Origin of the sequence: Yonghaparkia sp. Soil809 (assembly GCF_001429705.1) — a bacterium.
GTDB lineage: Bacteria > Actinomycetota > Actinomycetes > Actinomycetales > Microbacteriaceae > Microcella.
Genome location: NZ_LMSV01000001.1, coordinates 546,446 through 562,555 on the forward strand (window position 1 = coordinate 546,446; position 16,110 = coordinate 562,555).

At 70.4% G+C, this 16,110-nt stretch carries 15 protein-coding genes and 1 pseudogene; 4 read left to right on the top strand and 12 right to left on the bottom strand.

Translation table 11 applies throughout. The annotated features are described in order from the left end of the window. Positions 1-49: 49 nt before the first annotated feature. From ASG83_RS02615 to ASG83_RS02630, 4 genes are all read right to left on the bottom strand, one after another. Positions 50-1,423, bottom strand: coding sequence for an NAD(P)(+) transhydrogenase (Re/Si-specific) subunit beta (locus ASG83_RS02615; protein WP_055856811.1), 1,374 nt, complete (start codon positions 1,421-1,423; stop codon positions 50-52). Continuing rightward, positions 1,420-1,734: an NAD(P) transhydrogenase subunit alpha gene (locus tag ASG83_RS02620; RefSeq protein ID WP_055856814.1), complete on the bottom strand. Its 315-nt coding sequence runs from the start codon at positions 1,732-1,734 to the stop codon at positions 1,420-1,422. The genes ASG83_RS02615 and ASG83_RS02620 overlap by 4 nt, the downstream gene beginning before the upstream one ends. Further along, positions 1,734-2,906 (bottom strand): Re/Si-specific NAD(P)(+) transhydrogenase subunit alpha, encoded by a 1,173-nt coding sequence (locus ASG83_RS02625; protein WP_055859107.1) that lies wholly within the window; start codon positions 2,904-2,906, stop codon positions 1,734-1,736. The genes ASG83_RS02620 and ASG83_RS02625 overlap by 1 nt, the downstream gene beginning before the upstream one ends. A 156-nt stretch (positions 2,907-3,062) precedes the next feature. Next, the gene (locus ASG83_RS02630) at positions 3,063-5,435 is read right to left on the bottom strand and encodes an excinuclease ABC subunit UvrA (RefSeq protein ID WP_055856817.1); all 2,373 of its coding nucleotides are present in this window, start codon (positions 5,433-5,435) and stop codon (positions 3,063-3,065) included. Between the two features lie 51 nt (positions 5,436-5,486). Here ASG83_RS02630 and ASG83_RS02635 point away from each other — a divergent pair, with 51 nt between their 5' ends. After that, on the top strand, positions 5,487-6,041 hold the full coding sequence (locus tag ASG83_RS02635) for a dihydrofolate reductase family protein (protein ID WP_055856819.1): 555 nt from the start codon (positions 5,487-5,489) through the stop codon (positions 6,039-6,041). A 205-nt stretch (positions 6,042-6,246) separates the two neighbouring features. Further along, the gene (locus tag ASG83_RS02640) at positions 6,247-6,915 is read left to right on the top strand and encodes a peroxiredoxin-like family protein (protein WP_055856821.1); all 669 of its coding nucleotides are present in this window, start codon (positions 6,247-6,249) and stop codon (positions 6,913-6,915) included. 56 nt (positions 6,916-6,971) lie between these two features. Here the strand turns inward: ASG83_RS02640 and ASG83_RS02645 are convergent, their stop codons facing one another. After that, positions 6,972-7,196 (bottom strand): SCO4848 family membrane protein, encoded by a 225-nt coding sequence (locus ASG83_RS02645; protein ID WP_055856822.1) that lies wholly within the window; start codon positions 7,194-7,196, stop codon positions 6,972-6,974. Between the two features lie 85 nt (positions 7,197-7,281). On the opposite strand from ASG83_RS02645, the gene ASG83_RS02650 reads away from it, so the two are divergent. Together ASG83_RS02650 and ASG83_RS02655 are read left to right on the top strand one after the other, a co-directional pair. Next, on the top strand, positions 7,282-7,800 hold the full coding sequence (locus ASG83_RS02650) for a hypothetical protein (RefSeq protein WP_055856826.1): 519 nt from the start codon (positions 7,282-7,284) through the stop codon (positions 7,798-7,800). Then, on the top strand, positions 7,797-8,246 hold the full coding sequence (locus ASG83_RS02655) for a hypothetical protein (protein WP_055856829.1): 450 nt from the start codon (positions 7,797-7,799) through the stop codon (positions 8,244-8,246). Before ASG83_RS02650 ends, ASG83_RS02655 begins: the two co-directional genes overlap by 4 nt. Here ASG83_RS02655 and ASG83_RS02660 read toward each other — a convergent pair. From ASG83_RS02660 to ASG83_RS02690, 7 genes and pseudogenes are all read right to left on the bottom strand, one after another. Continuing rightward, entirely contained in the window at positions 8,195-9,121 is a 927-nt protein-coding gene (locus ASG83_RS02660; protein WP_369813371.1) for a formylglycine-generating enzyme family protein, read from the bottom strand. The two genes, ASG83_RS02655 and ASG83_RS02660, sit on opposite strands and share 52 nt — an antisense overlap. Positions 9,122-9,151: 30 nt before the next feature. Next, a complete protein-coding gene (locus ASG83_RS02665; protein ID WP_235459998.1) occupies positions 9,152-10,591 on the bottom strand; it encodes a sulfatase in 1,440 nt (479 codons plus the stop codon). Further along, positions 10,588-12,093 (bottom strand): sulfatase-like hydrolase/transferase, encoded by a 1,506-nt coding sequence (locus ASG83_RS02670; RefSeq protein ID WP_055856832.1) that lies wholly within the window; start codon positions 12,091-12,093, stop codon positions 10,588-10,590. Before ASG83_RS02670 ends, ASG83_RS02665 begins: the two co-directional genes overlap by 4 nt. 437 nt (positions 12,094-12,530) lie before the next feature. Then, a pseudogene (locus ASG83_RS13055) lies at positions 12,531-13,077 on the bottom strand (ABC transporter substrate-binding protein); the annotation flags it as partial. Beyond that, complete coding sequence (locus ASG83_RS02680; RefSeq protein ID WP_055856835.1) at positions 13,074-13,931, bottom strand: ABC transporter ATP-binding protein; 858 nt, start codon at positions 13,929-13,931, stop codon at positions 13,074-13,076. The gene ASG83_RS02680 and the pseudogene ASG83_RS13055, both read right to left, overlap by 4 nt. After that, positions 13,928-14,734, bottom strand: coding sequence for an ABC transporter permease (locus tag ASG83_RS02685; protein ID WP_055856837.1), 807 nt, complete (start codon positions 14,732-14,734; stop codon positions 13,928-13,930). Before ASG83_RS02685 ends, ASG83_RS02680 begins: the two co-directional genes overlap by 4 nt. A gap of 34 nt (positions 14,735-14,768) precedes the next feature. Next, positions 14,769-15,998 (bottom strand): ROK family transcriptional regulator, encoded by a 1,230-nt coding sequence (locus tag ASG83_RS02690; RefSeq protein WP_200932270.1) that lies wholly within the window; start codon positions 15,996-15,998, stop codon positions 14,769-14,771. Between the last annotated feature and the right edge of the window lie 112 nt (positions 15,999-16,110).

The following is a 16,110-nucleotide window of genomic DNA, read 5'->3' on the forward strand; positions in this document are numbered from 1 at the left end:
CCGGAAGCCCCGCGCGTCGTCCGTCTGCGGGTGAACGTGCGATGCGGCGCTACAGCGCCTTCACCGCTCCGAGCACCTTCGTGAGCGATTCCTTCGCGTCGCCGAACAGCAGGGTCGTCTGCGGCTCGAACAGGAGGTCGTTCTCGATGCCGGCGAATCCGGGGCGCATGGAGCGCTTGAGGAAGACGACCTGGCGGGCCGAGGCGACGTCGAGGATGGGCATCCCGTAGATCGGCGACCCGGGGCTGGACTTCGCCGCGGGATTCACGACGTCGTTGGCGCCGACCACGAGGGCGACGTCGGCCGTCTTGAACTGCGGGTTGACCTCGTCCATCTCCTGCAGCACCTCGTACGGCACGTTCGCCTCGGCGAGCAGCACGTTCATGTGCCCGGGCATGCGGCCCGCGACGGGGTGGATGCCGAAGACGACCTCGATGCCCTTCGCCTCGAGCGTCGTCGCGAGCTCGGCCATCGTGTGCTGCGCCTGGGCGACCGCGAGGCCGTAGCCGGGCACGACGATGACGCGCTGCGCGTAGCCCAGCAGGATCGCGACGTCCTCCGCGCTGGAGGAGCGCACCGGGCGGTCGGAGGCGACCGTGGAGCCCGCCGTCGAACCGCCTTTGAAGGCCCCGAACAGGATGCCCGCGACGCTGCGCCCCATCGCCGAGGCCATGGCACGGGTCAGGATCGTGCCCGAGGCGCCGACGAGCGTGCCGGCGACGAGCAGGAGCGTGTTGCCGAGCACGAGGCCCGACGCTGCGACCGTCAGGCCCGTGAAGGCGTTGAGCAGCGAGATGACGATCGGCACGTCGGCGCCGCCGACCGGCAGCACGAACAGCACACCGAGCGCGAGGCCGAGCGCGAGCAGCACGTACGCCGCCGTCGGGTCGCTCGTCACGACGAGCCAGACGGCCGCGGCGAGCGAGGCGATCGCGACGATCGCCATGACGACCGGGCCGCCGGGGAAGACGATCGGCCGCGTCGGCATGAGCTCCTGGAGCTTCGCGAACGTGATGACCGAGCCTGAGAACGACACCGCGCCGACGAGCACGGTGAAGGCGACCGCGATGACCGCGCCGATGCCCTCGACGTGCGTGAGCTCGAGCAGCGCGACGAGCGCCGCCGCACCGCCGCCGACGCCGTTGAACAGCGCGACGAGCTGCGGCATCTGCGTCATGGCGACGCGGCGCGAGATCGGGGCGGCGATCGCCGAGCCGACGAGGATCGTCGCGATGATGAGCGCGACGTTGTCCAGCTCGGTCGACAGGAACACCGTGACGAGCGCGATGACCGCACCGGCGGCGCCGATGAGGTTGCCGCGGCGCGCCGACTTCGGCGAGCTGAGGCCCTTGAGGGCGAGGATGAAGCAGACCGCGGCGATCAGGTAGAGCAGCGCCGTGGCTTCGATCGAGAGGATGCTCATCGCGCGCCCTCCTCGGTGGTCGCCTTGGCAGGCTGCTTGCGCCCGCCGAACATCTCGAGCATGCGGTCGGTGACGACGAAGCCGCCGACGAGGTTGACCGTCGCGAGCAGGACGGCGATGAGCGCGACGATCAGCAGGCCGACGTTCTCGGCCTGGCCGGCGACGATGATCGCCCCGACGAGGATGATGCCGTGAATGGCGTTGGCGCCCGACATGAGGGGCGTGTGCAGGGTGCTCGAGACCTTCGAGACGACTTCGAAGCCGACGAAGACCGAGAGCACGAAGAAGGTCAGCAGGGTGATGGGGTCCATCAGTGCGCTCCCGTCGTTCCGGTCGAGGAGGTGGCGGCGGCCGCGATCGCGGCGGCCGTGGGCTCGTGGCGGACCTCGCCCGCGTGGGCGAGGCAGGCGCCCGCGACGACCTCGTCGTCGAAGTCGGGCGCGATGGCGCCCTCGACGGTCATGAGGCCGATGAGGTTGGCGATGTTCTGGGCGAGCAGGCGGCTCGCGTCGAAGGCCATGGTCGAGGGGGCGTCCTTCATGCCCACGATCGTGACGAACCCGCCGGGGACCTCGACGCGGACATCCTCGCCCGCGACGGCGCCCTCGACGTTGCCGCCGGTCTCGGCGGCGAGGTCGACGATGACCGAGCCGGGCTTCATGCCCTGCAGCATCGACGCCGTGATGAGGCGCGGCGCCGGCCGGCCGGGGATGGCCGCGGTCGTGATGATGACGTCGGCGTCGGCGACGTGCGGGGCGAGCAGCTCGCGCTGGCGGTCGGCGCGGTCGGCGGCGAGCTCCTTGGCGTAGCCGCCCGCGGCGTCGGCCGCGGCGTCGAGGTCGAGGTGGATGAACGTGCCGCCCATCGAGCGGACCTCATCGGCGGAGGCCGAGCGCACGTCGTACGCCGAGACCTTGGCGCCGAGGCGCTTCGCGGTCGCGATGGCCTGCAGGCCCGCGACGCCGGCACCGAGCACGAGCACGCGCGCGGGCGGGATCGTGCCGGCGGCGGTCATGTAGAGCGGGAAGAAGCGCGGGAAGCGCATGCCGGCCTCGAGCACGCAGCGGTAGCCCGCGATGAGCGACTGAGAGGTGAGGGCGTCCATCGACTGGGCGCGCGAGATGCGCGGGATGAGCTCGAGCGAGAAGGCGGTGACGCCCTGCGCGGCGAGCGCGGCGACACCCTCGAGCTCGGAGGCGGGCGATCCGAATCCGACCGTGACCGCGCCGCTCGGCAGCGCTCCGATCGTCGCGGCGTCGAGCGGGCGCACGTGGGCGAGGACCTCGACGCGGCCCAGGTCGACCGCGTCGACGAGCGTCGCGCCCGCGGCCTCGTAGTCGGCGTCGGCGTAGCCTGAGGCCTCGCCGGCCCCTCGCTCGATCGTGACGGTGAGCCCGTTCTTCAGATACTGCGCCGTCGAGGCGGGTGTGGCCGCGACGCGGCGCTCCCCCTCGATCGGTTCGCGGCGGACGGCGATGTCCATGCAGCTCCCTCGGTCGATGTGCTCGTAAAGCACGGTGGTGTTGACGAACTGTATCCACGCCGAGCGCACTTCTGGGCGTTCATTCTGGCTGAACAGCGTGAAGGAACGGCGGATCTTTCGGAAATGAGAACGCCGCGCGGTCTCCGGTGCGCGTCGTCAGCGGGCGACGTACTCGGCGAGGTGCTCGCCCGTGAGCGTCGCGCGGGAGGCGACGAGGTCCGCCGGCGTGCCCTCGAACACGACCCGACCGCCGTCGTGACCCGCGCCGGGGCCGAGATCGATGATCCAGTCGGCATGCGCCATGACCGCCTGGTGGTGCTCGATCACGATGACCGACGTGCCCGCGTCGACGAGCCGGTCGAGCATGCCGAGCAGCTGCTCGACGTCGGCGAGATGCAGGCCGCTCGTGGGCTCGTCGAGCACGAGCACGCGGCCGGTGTCGGCCATGGCCATCGCGAGCTTGAGCCGCTGCCGCTCGCCGCCCGAGAGCGTCGAGAGCGGCTGGCCGATCGTGAGGTAGCCGAGTCCGACGTCGACGAGTCGCTGCAGGACGGCGAGCGCCGCGGGCACGCGCGACTCCCCCGTCACGAAGAAGTCGACGGCCTCGCTGACGGGCATCGCCAGGACGTCGGTGATGGTGGCGCCGTTCAGGCGGTACTCGAGCACGGACGACTGGAAGCGCCGGCCGCCGCAGTCCTCGCACGGGGACGACACCGTGGCGAGCATCCCGAGATCGGTGTCGATCACGCCCGCTCCCTTGCAGGTCGGGCACGCGCCCTCGGAGTTCGCGCTGAAGAGCGCGGGCTTCACGCCGTTCGCCTTCGCGAAGGCCTTGCGGATCGGCTCGAGCATGCCCGTGTAGGTCGCCGGGTTGCTGCGCCGCGAGCCGCGGATCGCGCCCTGGTCGACCGCGACGACGCCCTCCCGCGGGCCACCGCCGTCGCGCACGACCGAGCCGTGGATGAGCGAGCTCTTGCCCGAGCCCGCGACGCCCGTGACGACGACGAGCACGCCGAGCGGCACGTCGACGTCGACCGACTGCAGATTGTGATCGGATGCTCCGCGCACGGCGATCGCCCCCGTCGGCGTGCGCACGCCGGCCTTGAGGGCCGCGCGGTCGTCGAGGTGCCGGCCGGTGAGCGTGCCGCTCCTCCGCAGCTCGTCGACCGTGCCCTCGAACACGATCTCGCCGCCCGCGGTGCCGGCGCCCGGGCCGAGGTCGACGACGTGGTCGGCGATCGCGATCGCCTCGGGCTTGTGCTCGACGACGAGCACGGTGTTGCCCTTGTCGCGCAACCGCTGCAGGAGCCCGTTCATGCGCTGGATGTCGTGCGGGTGCAGCCCGACGGTCGGCTCGTCGAAGACGTAGGTGACGTCGGTGAGCGACGAGCCGAGGTGCCGGATCATCTTCGTGCGCTGCGCCTCGCCGCCCGACAGGGTGCCGGCAGGCCGGTCGAGGCTCAGGTAGCCGAGCCCGATCTCGGTGAACGAGTCGAGCGTGCGGCGGAGGGTCGTCACGAGCGGCGCCACGCCGGGATCGTCGATCGCGGCGACCCACGCGGCGAGGTCGCTGATCTGCATCGCGCACGCCTCAGCGATGCTGACGCCCGCGATGCGCGACGATCGCGCGGCCTCGCTCAGGCGGGTGCCGTCGCACTCGGGGCACGTCGTGAAGGTGACCGCGCGCTCGACGAAGGCGCGGATGTGCGGTTGCATCGCGTCGACGTCCTTGCTGAGCATCGATTTCTGGATGCGCGGCACGAGGCCCTCGTAGGTCATGTTGATGTTGGAGACCCGGACCTTCGTCGGCTCCCTGTAGAGGAAGTCGGCGAGCATCTCGGGGCTGAAGTCGCGCACCGGGATGCCGCCGTCGACGAAGCCGGACTCGGTGAAGATGCGCACCATCCACCCGTCGGCGGTGTAGCCCGGCACGGTGATCGCGCCGTCGGCGATCGAGCGGCTGTCGTCGACGAGCTGGCTGATGTCGATGTCGGTCACGCTGCCCATGCCCTCGCAGCGCGGGCACATGCCGCCCAGGTACACCTCGTTCTCGATGACCGTGCGCTCGCCCGTCGAGCTCTCGCGCTCGCCGCTCACGCGCGTCGTCGGCACATTGAACGAGAAGGCATTGGGCGGGCCGATGTACGGCTCGCCCAGGCGGCTGAAGAGCACGCGCAGCATCGCGTTCGCGTCGGTCGCGGTGCCGACCGTCGAGCGGGAGTTCGCGCCCATGCGCTCCTGGTCGACGATGATCGCGGTCGTGAGCCCCTCGAGCACGTCGACATCGGGGCGGGCGAGGCTCGGCATGAAGTTCTGCACGAACGCGCTGTAGGTCTCGTTGATCATCCGCTGCGACTCGGCCGCGATCGTCGCGAAGACGAGACTCGACTTGCCGGAGCCCGAGACGCCCGTGAACACCGTGAGGCGCCGCTTCGGGAGGTCGACGCTCACGTCGCGCAGATTGTTCTCGCGCGCGCCCTGCACCCGGATCAGATCGTGACTGTCGGCGGGATGCTGCGCTGCGGTCATGGCGCGAGCGTAGTCCTGCACGCCGGCACGGGGCAGGGGTACCGTGTGCCCATGTCGCGCCTCGTGTACTCGGTCGCCTGCTCGCTCGACGGCTACAACTCCGATGCCGACGGAGGGTTCGAGTGGGCCTTCCCGAGCGAGGAGGTCGTCACCGCGATCAACGACGACATGGGCTCGGTCAGCACCTTCCTCTACGGACGCCGCATGTACGAGACGATGTCGGGCTGGGAGACCGAGCCGGCATGGGCGGACACCCCCGAGATGGTCCGGTTCGCCGAAATCTGGCAGCGCGCGGAGAAGGTCGTCTTCTCGCGCACCCTCGACGGCGTCGTCACCACCCGGACCCGGCTCGAGCGCGAGCTCACCGCGGAGTCGATCGCCCGCGCGCTCGACTCCGCGGCCGGGGACGTGACGATCGAGGGTCCGACTCTCGCGGCCCTGGCCTTCAGGCTCGGTCTCGTCGACGTCGTGCAGCTGCTCATCTGCCCCGCGGTCGTCGGCGGCGGCATCCGCGCCCTCCCCGATGACGTCCGCCTCGACCTGCGGCTCGTGCGCGAACGCCGCTTCGAGAACGGCATGGTGCAGGTGACGTACGAGCGCGCCTGACCGGCTGCGAGAGCGGCGCGGCGCGAAGCCGCTCGATGATGAGGCCCGCCCTCGCGACGCGAGCGCCTGCAGCATGACGATCTGTGACGCCGGATGACGGCGCGTAACGCCCCGCCTGGATCCCGCTCCGAAGCGCACGTAGCGTCTCGTCCACCCGCCTCTCCGATCGACGCCCGGGGCGCAACCGCTATCGACAGGAGCGAGCATGACCACCGACACCACGACCTCCACCATCGCCGACGAGATCGCCGCGTTCCTGCCGGGCTTCAGCGGCGCCATCGGACCGGAACTCTCCGCGGTCTTCGAGGGCGAGCAGGCCGACCTCCGTGCCGCGGGGGCACCGGCGGAGGCCGCTGTCGTCGGCGCCCCGCTGCCTCGAGTCTCGGTGCTCGACGCCGATGGCACTGCTCACGACCTCGACGACCTGCTCGGCGACGGAGTCGCGGTTCTCGTCTTCTACCGCGGGGCCTGGTGCCCCTTCTGCAACATCACGCTCAGGCACTACCAGCAGACGCTCGCCCCGGCGCTCGAGGAGCGCGGCGCGCGACTCATCGCGATCAGTCCCCAGAGGCCGGAGGGCACCGGATCGGCCGTCGAGAACGGAGAGCTCGGGTTCGCGGTCGTCTCCGACCCCGGCAACGCCCTCGCAGGCGCCCTCGGCATCGTCACGGCGCCGAGCGAAGAGGCTCAGCGCGCGCACACCGCCCTGGGGTTCGCCGTGAAGGACAGCAACGCCGACGACTCGCCGGCTATCCCGTACCCCTCCGTGATCGTGGTGGACGCCGATCGGCGCATCGCGTTCGTCGACATCAAGGCCGACTACACGCAGCGCACCGAGACTCCGGACATCCTCGCCGCCGTCGACGCGCTCTGACGAGAGCTCGACGCCCGGGACTCCGAGACGATCGGGTCCTGGGCGCGACCGTCGCTTCAGCCGGCGAGCAGCAGGACGGCCGCGATGACGGAGAGCACGGCGATCACGAGCGCGAGCGCGATGAGCACGACGTGCACGCGGAAGAACGCCGTGCGGCGCCCCGCGGCGTTCCTCGATCGCGGATCGGAGGCGATCCGCGGGTAGAACCGGGGCCAGGCCACGGCGTTGAACAGAGCGCCGAGCAGCAGCACGACCACGGCGGCGATCGAGGGGGCATCCATCGCCTCGAGGCTAGCCTGCGCGACCCTCGTCCCGCGTCGATCCGACGACAGGCCTCGTTCGGGACGATCGGGCTACCGTGGGGACGTGACCCGGGACGCAGATCTTCCTGACCGCGCGCACCTCAGCCGCGTCGTGCGCTGGTGGGTCCCCGCCGCCGCGACGGCGGTGCTCGCCATCGTGCTCATCGGTGTCGTCATCGGGCTCGTCCGGCCGCCCGGTCCGCTCGACGACCCGCGACCCGCGTACCAGCGCGACGGCATCCTCCGCGATGGCCCCGTCCTCGCGCGCGAGGTCGCCGGGGTGCCGTTCGGCGAGCGCACGGTCGTCCTGCTGTTCGAGCGCGACGCGCCCACCGGAGCGGAGTGGGAGGAGTGGCGGCAGGACGTTTCGGACGACGGCGTCGATCTCGTGCTCGTGCCCGCCAGCGTCGACGGGGCGAGCGCCCTCGCGGCGGCGGTCGGGATGCCCGTGCCCGTCGACGGCGGACCGCCCGTCGGATACGCCGTCGTCGACCCCGATCGCCAGGTGCGCTACGCGACGCTCGACCCGAAGTACCTGCTCAACGCCTTCGAGGTCGACGTCATCACGGGAGCGGTCTCGTGAGCGCGCGCGACCCGGGGTCGACGACGACCGCGCGCTCGTGGCATCCCCTCTCGCTCTCGATCCAGCTCGCCGTGCTCGTGCTCGCCGAGATCGCGCTGTTCCAGACGTACGGCGCGCACGACGCGCGGTTCCACTGGGCGGCGCACTTCCTCGTCGCCGTCGCGACCGCGGCCCTCGTCCTGCTCGCCGTCCTGCTCGTGCGCGGCTCGCCCGGGCGGTACCCGCTCCTGCTCGTCCTCGCCCTGCACCTGTTCGCGATGGCTCCCGACCTCATCTTCCGCGCCGGGGCCCCGCACGCGCTCTGGATGGACGTCTTCCTCGGGCACATCTCGGTGCACTACCTGCCGGGCGGCGACACCGCGGGGCTCGCGATCGCGCTCGTCGCGGTCGGCGCCTACGTCGCAGCGCTCACGCGCTGGCTGCGGGCCACCCGGAACCCCATGTGAGTGGTCGCCGAGTCGGTGGTCTGCCGGGTCCGCGCCGCCGGTCGGTAGCGCAGGCAGTACTCGGGGGCGCACAGGTGGGAGCCGCCCTTGGCGACGCGATCGTCGGTGCCCGGCGCGGCCGCGGGCGAGCATCCGCAGCTCGATGACGACGCGGGCGGCACCGCCTCGTGACGGTCCGTCCAGCGGGTCGACGTCCACTCCCAGACGTTGCCGGTCATGTCGAGCAGGCCGAATCCGTTGGGCGGGAAGCTGCCGACCGGCGACGTGCCGACCCAGCCGTTCGCGCCGGTGTTGCGCCACGGGAAGTCGCCCTGCCACGTGTTGGCCTTGAGCGCGCCGACGTGCTGCGGCTCCTCGCCCCACGCGTAGGTCGCGCCGTCGAGGCCGCCGCGCGCGGCGAACTCCCACTCCTCCTCGGTGGGCAGGCGCACGCCGGCCCAATCGCAGAATGCGAGCGCGTCCTCGAACGAGACCTGAACGACGGGATGCCCGTCGAGCGCCGCCGCCGGCGCCTCCGGCCCCCGGGGCGCGCGCCAGCTCGCTCCCGGCACCCAGCGCCACCACTGGCGCCAGTCGCGCAGATCGACGGGGCCGTCGGTCGGCGTGAACACGAGCGAGCCGGGCGTCGTGTCGAGATCGACGGCGCCCGGGAAGTCGGCGGGGTCGAGGGGCCGCTCGGCGGTGGTGACGTAGCCGGTCGCGGCCACGAACGCGGCGAAATGAGCGGTGGTGACGGGAGTGCGGGCGAGAGCGAAGGGGCCGACCTGCCGCCTCACCACGGGGCCCTCCTCCGGGTAGAAGTCCGTCGAGCCCATCGCGACGACGCCGCCATCGAGAGCGACGAGGTCGAGGTCGATTCCGAGGTCAGTGGCCACGGCCGCGTCTCCTTTCGATGCTCTCCGAAACTACAGGGAGGCGGCGGGATGCTCGGCGATCAGCCGGGGCATCGGCTGCGACGAGTGCGGCACGTCGCCGAGCGAGGCCTGAAGCCGCCACATCGCCGCGTCGAGCTCGTCGCGCACGTCTGCGTACTCGGGCTCGTGGGCGACGTTCCGCAGCTCGTCCGGGTCGCGTTCGAGGTCGTAGAGCTCCCATTCGGGGTCGTAGACGCGGGGGCCTGCGCCTGGCAGCCCGAGACCGTCGTTGTAGTAGTAGATGAGCTTGTAGCGGTCAGTGCGATAGCCGTAGTGGGCGGGCGCTCGATGGTGCGGGTCGTCGTGCTCCCAGTAGCGGTAGTACATGCCCTCGGCCGGTGGTTCGGGGTCGACGCCGGTGAGGTCGCCCCAGAAGCTGCGGCCCTGCATGCGCGGGTGGTGGGCCACGCGGGCCGCGTCGAGGAGGGTCTGGGCGAAGTCGACGTTCGTGACGATGCCGTCGTGCACGCGACCCGCCGGGATGGCCGCGGGCCAGCTGAGCACGAGAGGCATCCGCAGCGACTCCTCGAACATCAGGCGCTTGTCGAACCAGCCGTGCTCGCCGAGGAAGAAGCCCTGGTCGCTCGTGTACATCAGGAGAGTGTCGTCGAACTCGCCGCGCCCGCGCAGCCAGTCGATCAGCCGACCGACGCTGTCGTCGACGGAGGCGACGCACGCGAGGTAGTCCTCCATGTACCGCTGGTACAGCCAGATCGCGCGCTCCTCGTAGTCGAGGCCCTCCGGCGGGGTCCGCTTGACGTCCTCGATCGTCAGCTGCTCGGCGATGCGCATCGCCGCCCGACGGACGCTCGCCGATCGGGAGCGGTAGTCGTCGTCGAACGTGGCGGGCACCGGCAGATCGGCGAAGCGGCCGCGGTGCTTTTCGTCGGGCTCCCACGGTCGGTGCGGAGCCTTGTGATAGACCAGCACGCACCACGGCGCATCTCCCTCGAGCGACTCGACCCAGTCGATCGCGAGCTCCGTGATGATGTCGGTCGCGTACCCGGGTACCGTGCGCAGGCCGCTCGGCGACAGCAGGCGCGGGTCGTGGTACTCGCCCTGATCGATGAGCACCTCCCAGTGGTCGAACCCCTGCGGATCGTGGCCCTCCCCGTCGCCCATGTGCCACTTGCCGATGATCGCCGTGCGGTAGCCGGCTTCGCGCAGCTGCGTGATGAAAGTCGGCTGACCGGAGTCGATCGGGGTCGCGAGCGTCGTCACGCCGTTCACGTGGCTGTGGGTGCCGGTGAGGATGCTCGCCCGGCTGGGCGAGCACAGCGCGTTCGCGGCGAAGCAGTTCTCGAACCGCCACCCGAGCTCGGCGATCTCGTCGATGCGCGGGGTGGTGTTCACGACCGAGCCGTAGGCGCCGATCGCGTGGGCGGCGTGGTCGTCCGACATGACCAGCACCATGTTGGGGCGGGTGCTCACGATGCCGGCGCCGCCGGGGCGTAAGTGGACTCGTCGAGCCCGCTCATGGTCGGGTCGTGGTCGACCTCGCCGACCTCGTACATCGAGGTCATCCAGTGGAAGAAGTTGTCGCCGCGCTCGACGAGGCAGCGGTACAGCCGCCGCATCAGCCGGGCGCGCACCTCGACGAGGGCGGGGTCGAGGTATCGGTTGGTCATCTCATCGGGGTCGGCCTCGAGGTCGTAGAGCTCGTTGACCGAGTCGGGGTTGACCACGAGCTTGTAGCGGTCGGTGCGCAGCATCCGCTGCGGGTAGGGGAAGTGGTGGCCGTGGAACTCGCACACGATGTCCTCGTCCCACTCGACCTCCTCGCCCGCGACGAGAGGCACGAGGCTGCGCGAATCGGTGGCGAACCCCGCGTCGAGCCCGGCGATCTCCAGGATCGTGGCCGTGCAGTCGACGAGGCTGACGAATTCATCCCGCACCTGCCCGGGCGCGCCCCCGGGCATCCTGATGATGCCGGCGGTGCGGTAGATGTCCTCGTACATCGCCGGACCCTTGTCGTGCAGACGATGCGACCCCGTGAACTCGCCGTGGTCGCTGGTGAAGAAAACGGTGGTCGAGTCGGTCAGACCGAGACGATCGAGCGCGGTCATGACCCGGGCGATCTGGTCGTCGATGAGCGCGACATAGCCGTGGTAGATCGCGATGAGCTTGCGCGAGATCTCGAGCGGCATCGTGTCGAAGGTCCAGTGGGCGCTGTAGTTGGCCTGCACCGGAGGCTTGCCTTCGAAGGTCTCGGCGATCGAGGCCGGCAGCTCCACCTCGGACGGGTCCACCAGGTCGAAGTACTCGTTCGGCAGGATGTAGGGCAGGTGCGGACCGTAGAAGTTCAGTGCCAGGAAGAACGGGCGCGCACCGCTGCGGTACTCGTCGGCGTACTGCTCGAGCAGTCCGATGGTGCGCTCGGCCAGGAAGTACTCGAACGTGGCCTCGACCGGCTGATGAAGGCGAGCGGCGAGAAGATTGCCCGGCCCTCCGTTGGGCAGGACGCCCCGGATGCGATCGCTGATGGCGTACGGCGGGAGGTCGTTCGCGGCGAGGTACGCCACGTACTCCTCGTGGTCGATCGGGTTGTGCCAGCCCGGCAGGTCGGGCCCGTCGAACCCGAAATCGGCGGCGGGGCGCAGATGCCCCGCGTGCCACTTGCCGATGAGGCCGCAGTTGTAGCCGGCCTCGGTCAGCGCCTGCGAGAAGGTGAAGGCGGAGCGGGGAACATCCTCCAGATAGCCGACGTTGCGCTCGTGATTGGCGAGCACCCGGTGGCGGAACGGCGCCTGACCGGTGAGCAGACTCACCCTCGCGGGCGTGCAGATCGCGGTCGGCGTGTACCACCGATCGAACCGGGTTCCCCCGGCCGCGAGAGCGTCGAGCGCGGGCGTGCGCCCTGCCGTCGCCCCGTATGCGCCGAGAGTGTCGACCCGGTGCTGATCGGTCATCAGGAAGAGGATGTTCCCCGCCATCGTCTACTCGCCCGCTCCCAGGAAGAGGTCGCCGGTGTAGAAATCGGCCGGGTCGGCGGGCTCGGTGAGCTTGCCGGCTCCGACGAAGTAGTCGACCATTCCCGACAGCCACGTGTTGACGGTGCCGTCCTCGGTCAGCTCGTCGAGCTCGGCGAGCGACATGATCTGCACGTTGCCCGCGTCTGCCGCAACCTGCTCCTCGCTGATGGCCAGGAAGGCGGCAGTCAGCGCGATCGCATCCTCCGGGTTCGAGGCGCGGTAGTCGATCGCCTCCCGCAGCGCGGCGAGCACGCGCTGCACCTTCTCGCCCTCGTTCGCCACGACGTCGTTGCCGGCGACGAAGGCGGTCGGGAAGGCGATCTGGTCGACGAAGTCGGTGTTCTGGGCGAGCTCGACGAGGTCGGGCACGTTCTCCTTGACGGTGGCGAGGCCGGGGNTCGGAACGAGCTCGATGTCGTCCTTCGTCATGCCCGCCTCGGCGAGCGCGAGGGTGAGGATCATGTCTCCCGAGGTGCCCTCGGGAACCGCGACCGTCTGTCCGCGGAGGTCCTCGATGGAGTCGATGCCGGGCTGGGCCACGACGCGATCGGCCTTGCCGAGAGTGTTGATCGCGACCACCTTGGCCTGCCCCGAGGCGGGGAGCCACATGGCGCCGGGGCCGATGTAGCCGAAGTCGAGGTCGCCCGTGCCGAGCGCCTGGATCTGGAGGGGGCCGTTCGTGAAGCTGAGCGTCTCGACGTTGAGCGCGTACTTCTCCCAGATGCCCTGGTCCTCGGCGATCGCCAGCAGACTCGTGCCGTTGAAGTCGGGGATGTAGCCGAAGTTGACGTCGATGGGCTCGAGTGCCTCTGCGCTCTCTCCCGCCTGGGGAGCGGCGGGCTCGGCGGCCGGGCTGCTCGCGCAGCCCGTAGCGACGAGAGCGGTGGCGAGCCCGAGGGCCGCAGCGCTCCAGATCCGTGATGACAACACCATTGTGATCCTCATTTCTCGGTGGGGGTGGTCGTCGACGACGACGCGGTCGCGGCGTGGGTGCCGGCGGTCTGGTGATAGACGGAGGTCCAGACCCGATTTCGCAGCTGCGCGAACTCGGGGCTCAGACGCACGTCCTCGGTTCGGGGGTAGGGCAGGTCGACCTCGACGATGTCGTAGATCCGACCGGGCCCGGCTGCCATGACGACGACGCGGTTGGCGAGGAAGACGGCCTCGTCGACGTCGTGCGTGATGAACATGACGGTGCGCTTCTCCTTGCTCCAGGTGTCGAGCAGCTGCTCCTGGAGAGTGACGCGCGTGAGAGCATCCAGCGCCCCGAACGGCTCGTCCATGAGAAGGATCGACGGATTCACGGCGTAGGCGCGGGCAATGGCGCAGCGCTGCTTCATGCCGCCGGAGAGCATCTTCGGCAGCGCATCCGCGAACTGCTCGAGACCGACCATGCGGATGAAGTGGTCGGCGCGCTCGCGGCGCTCGCGGGCGGCCACCTTGCCGACCGAGAGACCGAACTCGACGTTCTGACGGACGGTCAGCCAGGGGAAGAGCGCGTACTGCTGGAAGATCACGCCGCGCTCGGGGCCGGGACCCTGGACCTCGGCGCCGTCGACCAGCGCGGAGCCGCCCGAAGGGGTCTCGAGGCCCGCGAGGATGTTCATGAGCGTGCTTTTGCCGCAGCCCGACGGGCCGACGACGGTGACGAACTCGTTGTCCTCGATCTCGAGCGAGACGCGATCGAGGGCGACGAACTGCTCGTCCTTGAGGGGGAACACCTTGGAGACCTCGCGGACGGAGATCTTCGCGGCGCTGCCGTCGACGCGCGGCGCGGGGGTGGGGATCGTGGCGGTCATCGACGCTCCTGCCATCCGGTGAGCTTGGTCTCGGCGAGCAGGAGGAGGCGGTCCATCACGAGGCCGAGGATCCCGATGAGGACGATGCCGACGAAGATTGTCGCGAGGTCGTAGTAGAGCTGCGCGTTCTGCATCCGATAGCCCAGGCCCGCCTGAGCTGCGAGAAGCTCGGCGGCCACGAGGGTCGCCCAGGAGGATCCGAGCCCCACCCGCATGCCGACGAGGATGAACGGGGTCGAGGCGGGGACCACGACGCGGACGAAGATCGTGCCGTCCTTCGCGCCGAGGACGCGGGCCGCGTTGATGAGCGTCTTGTCGACCGTGACCACGCCCTGATAGGTCGAGATGACGCACGCGAGGAACGCCGCGAGGAAGATCACGAACACCTTCGGGACCTCTCCGATGCCGAGCAGGACGAGCACGAGCGGCAGCAGAGCGAGCGGCGGGATGGTGCGGAAGAACTGGATCCACGGCTCGAAAAGCCCGCGCGCGACCGTGTACCAGCCCATGAGGAAGCCGACCGGGATCGCGAGCGCGGAGCCGAGGAGGAACCCGCTGAGGACGCGGCCGAGGCTTGCGAGGATGTCCTCCTGGAGGATCCCCGCGTTCCACAGCGCGATCGCCTTCATGACGACCTCGTCCGGCGTCGGGAACTGGAAGCCGTTGAGGGCGAGCACCCACCAAATGGCGATGCCCGCGGCGACCGATATCGCGTTGAGCACCAGCAGGAACCTGCGCGTGGATCTCCGGCGGGGGCGCGGCGGTGCCGTGAGCGTCGCGGCAGGAGCGGTCAGGACGGCCATATCGTTCCTCCTCGGTCGGGGGTGGTCGCGGGGATCATGCGAAGCTCCTTCTGCTGTCCGCGGCGCGCGGGGCGGTCTCCCGCTCGGGGTAGTCGATGAGAAGCGGCGAGGCGTGGAAGAGCGCGGCGATCGCACCGCGAGATCCCTCGTCGCCCGAGTAGGCCGCCTGGCGCAGTTGCGGAGCAGCGGGGGCGGTGGACGACAGCTCGTACGTCATCGTGTCGCCGATCGCCCGCATGATCGCGGGCGCGTGGTGCGGCACGTCTCCACCGACCACGACGATCGCGGGGTTGAGCATGAGCGTGGCCGCGGCGAGCACGCGGCCGACCGCGACGCCCGCTTCGCGCACGACCTCGTCGACGATGGGGTGCGCGACCGCGACCGCGGCACGGAATTCCTCGATCGAACCGAGCTCCAGCCCGCGCGCCGCGCAACCCGCGAGCACGGCGGGCATGGACGCGATCGTCTCGAGGCACCCGGTCTTCCCGCATCGGCACAGCCGCCCGCCCTCGGTGGCGCGGATGTGCCCGAACTCGGCGGCCAGACCGATCGAGCCGGACACGAGTCGGCCACCGACGACGAGTCCGCCGCCGACGCCGTCGCCGAGCCGGATGTAGACGACGTCGCCCGGCTCGTCGCCCGTGGCGTGCTGCGCCTCGGTGAGCGCGGCGAACTGGGTGTTGTTGTCCAGCAGCACCCGTGCGCCGAATCGCTCGCTCAGCTCCGCCTCGATCGACCGGCTCTCCGAGAGTCGTCCCCAGCCCTCGCCGGGCGCCCACTCGGCAGTCACGAATGGGCCGGGAACGCCGACGCCGATGCCCTGGAGGGACTCGAGGTGGATGCCAGTCGAGGTCTGCAGGTCCTCGACGAGCGCGTAGAGGGCGGCCAGGCGCTCGGGCCAGCGCGCATCCTCCGCGTAGGCGACGGAGCCGGAGGCGATGACGTCGTGCGAGGCGTCGGCGATCGACACGTGCACGCGGCGGTGCCCGAAGTCGATGCCGAGGAACTGCCCAGCCGCTGGGTCGAGGGCGAGAAGCTCCGCGGGACGACCGCTTCCCGTGCGCCCGCTCGCGTCGGTCGCGACGACCACGATCGAACGGCTCGCGAGGAGGCCGCCCACGATATCGGAGACGGTCGTCCGTGAGATGCCCGTGCGAGCCGCGATCTCGCCGCGACTGAGGGCGCCGTCGCGCTGGAGCGCCCGCATGACGCGGTCGACGTGGGATCGCCGGACGAGGGCGTGCACTCCGATGGGCTCGAACACGAGAGCGACGCTACGGAGGCGATTTTTTTCCGTCAATGTTCCGACAGAAAGAAGTTCTCATTCCCTCGCACCGCGGACATATCCTCGCGGTCTCGACGCCCTCGGCGGGCGC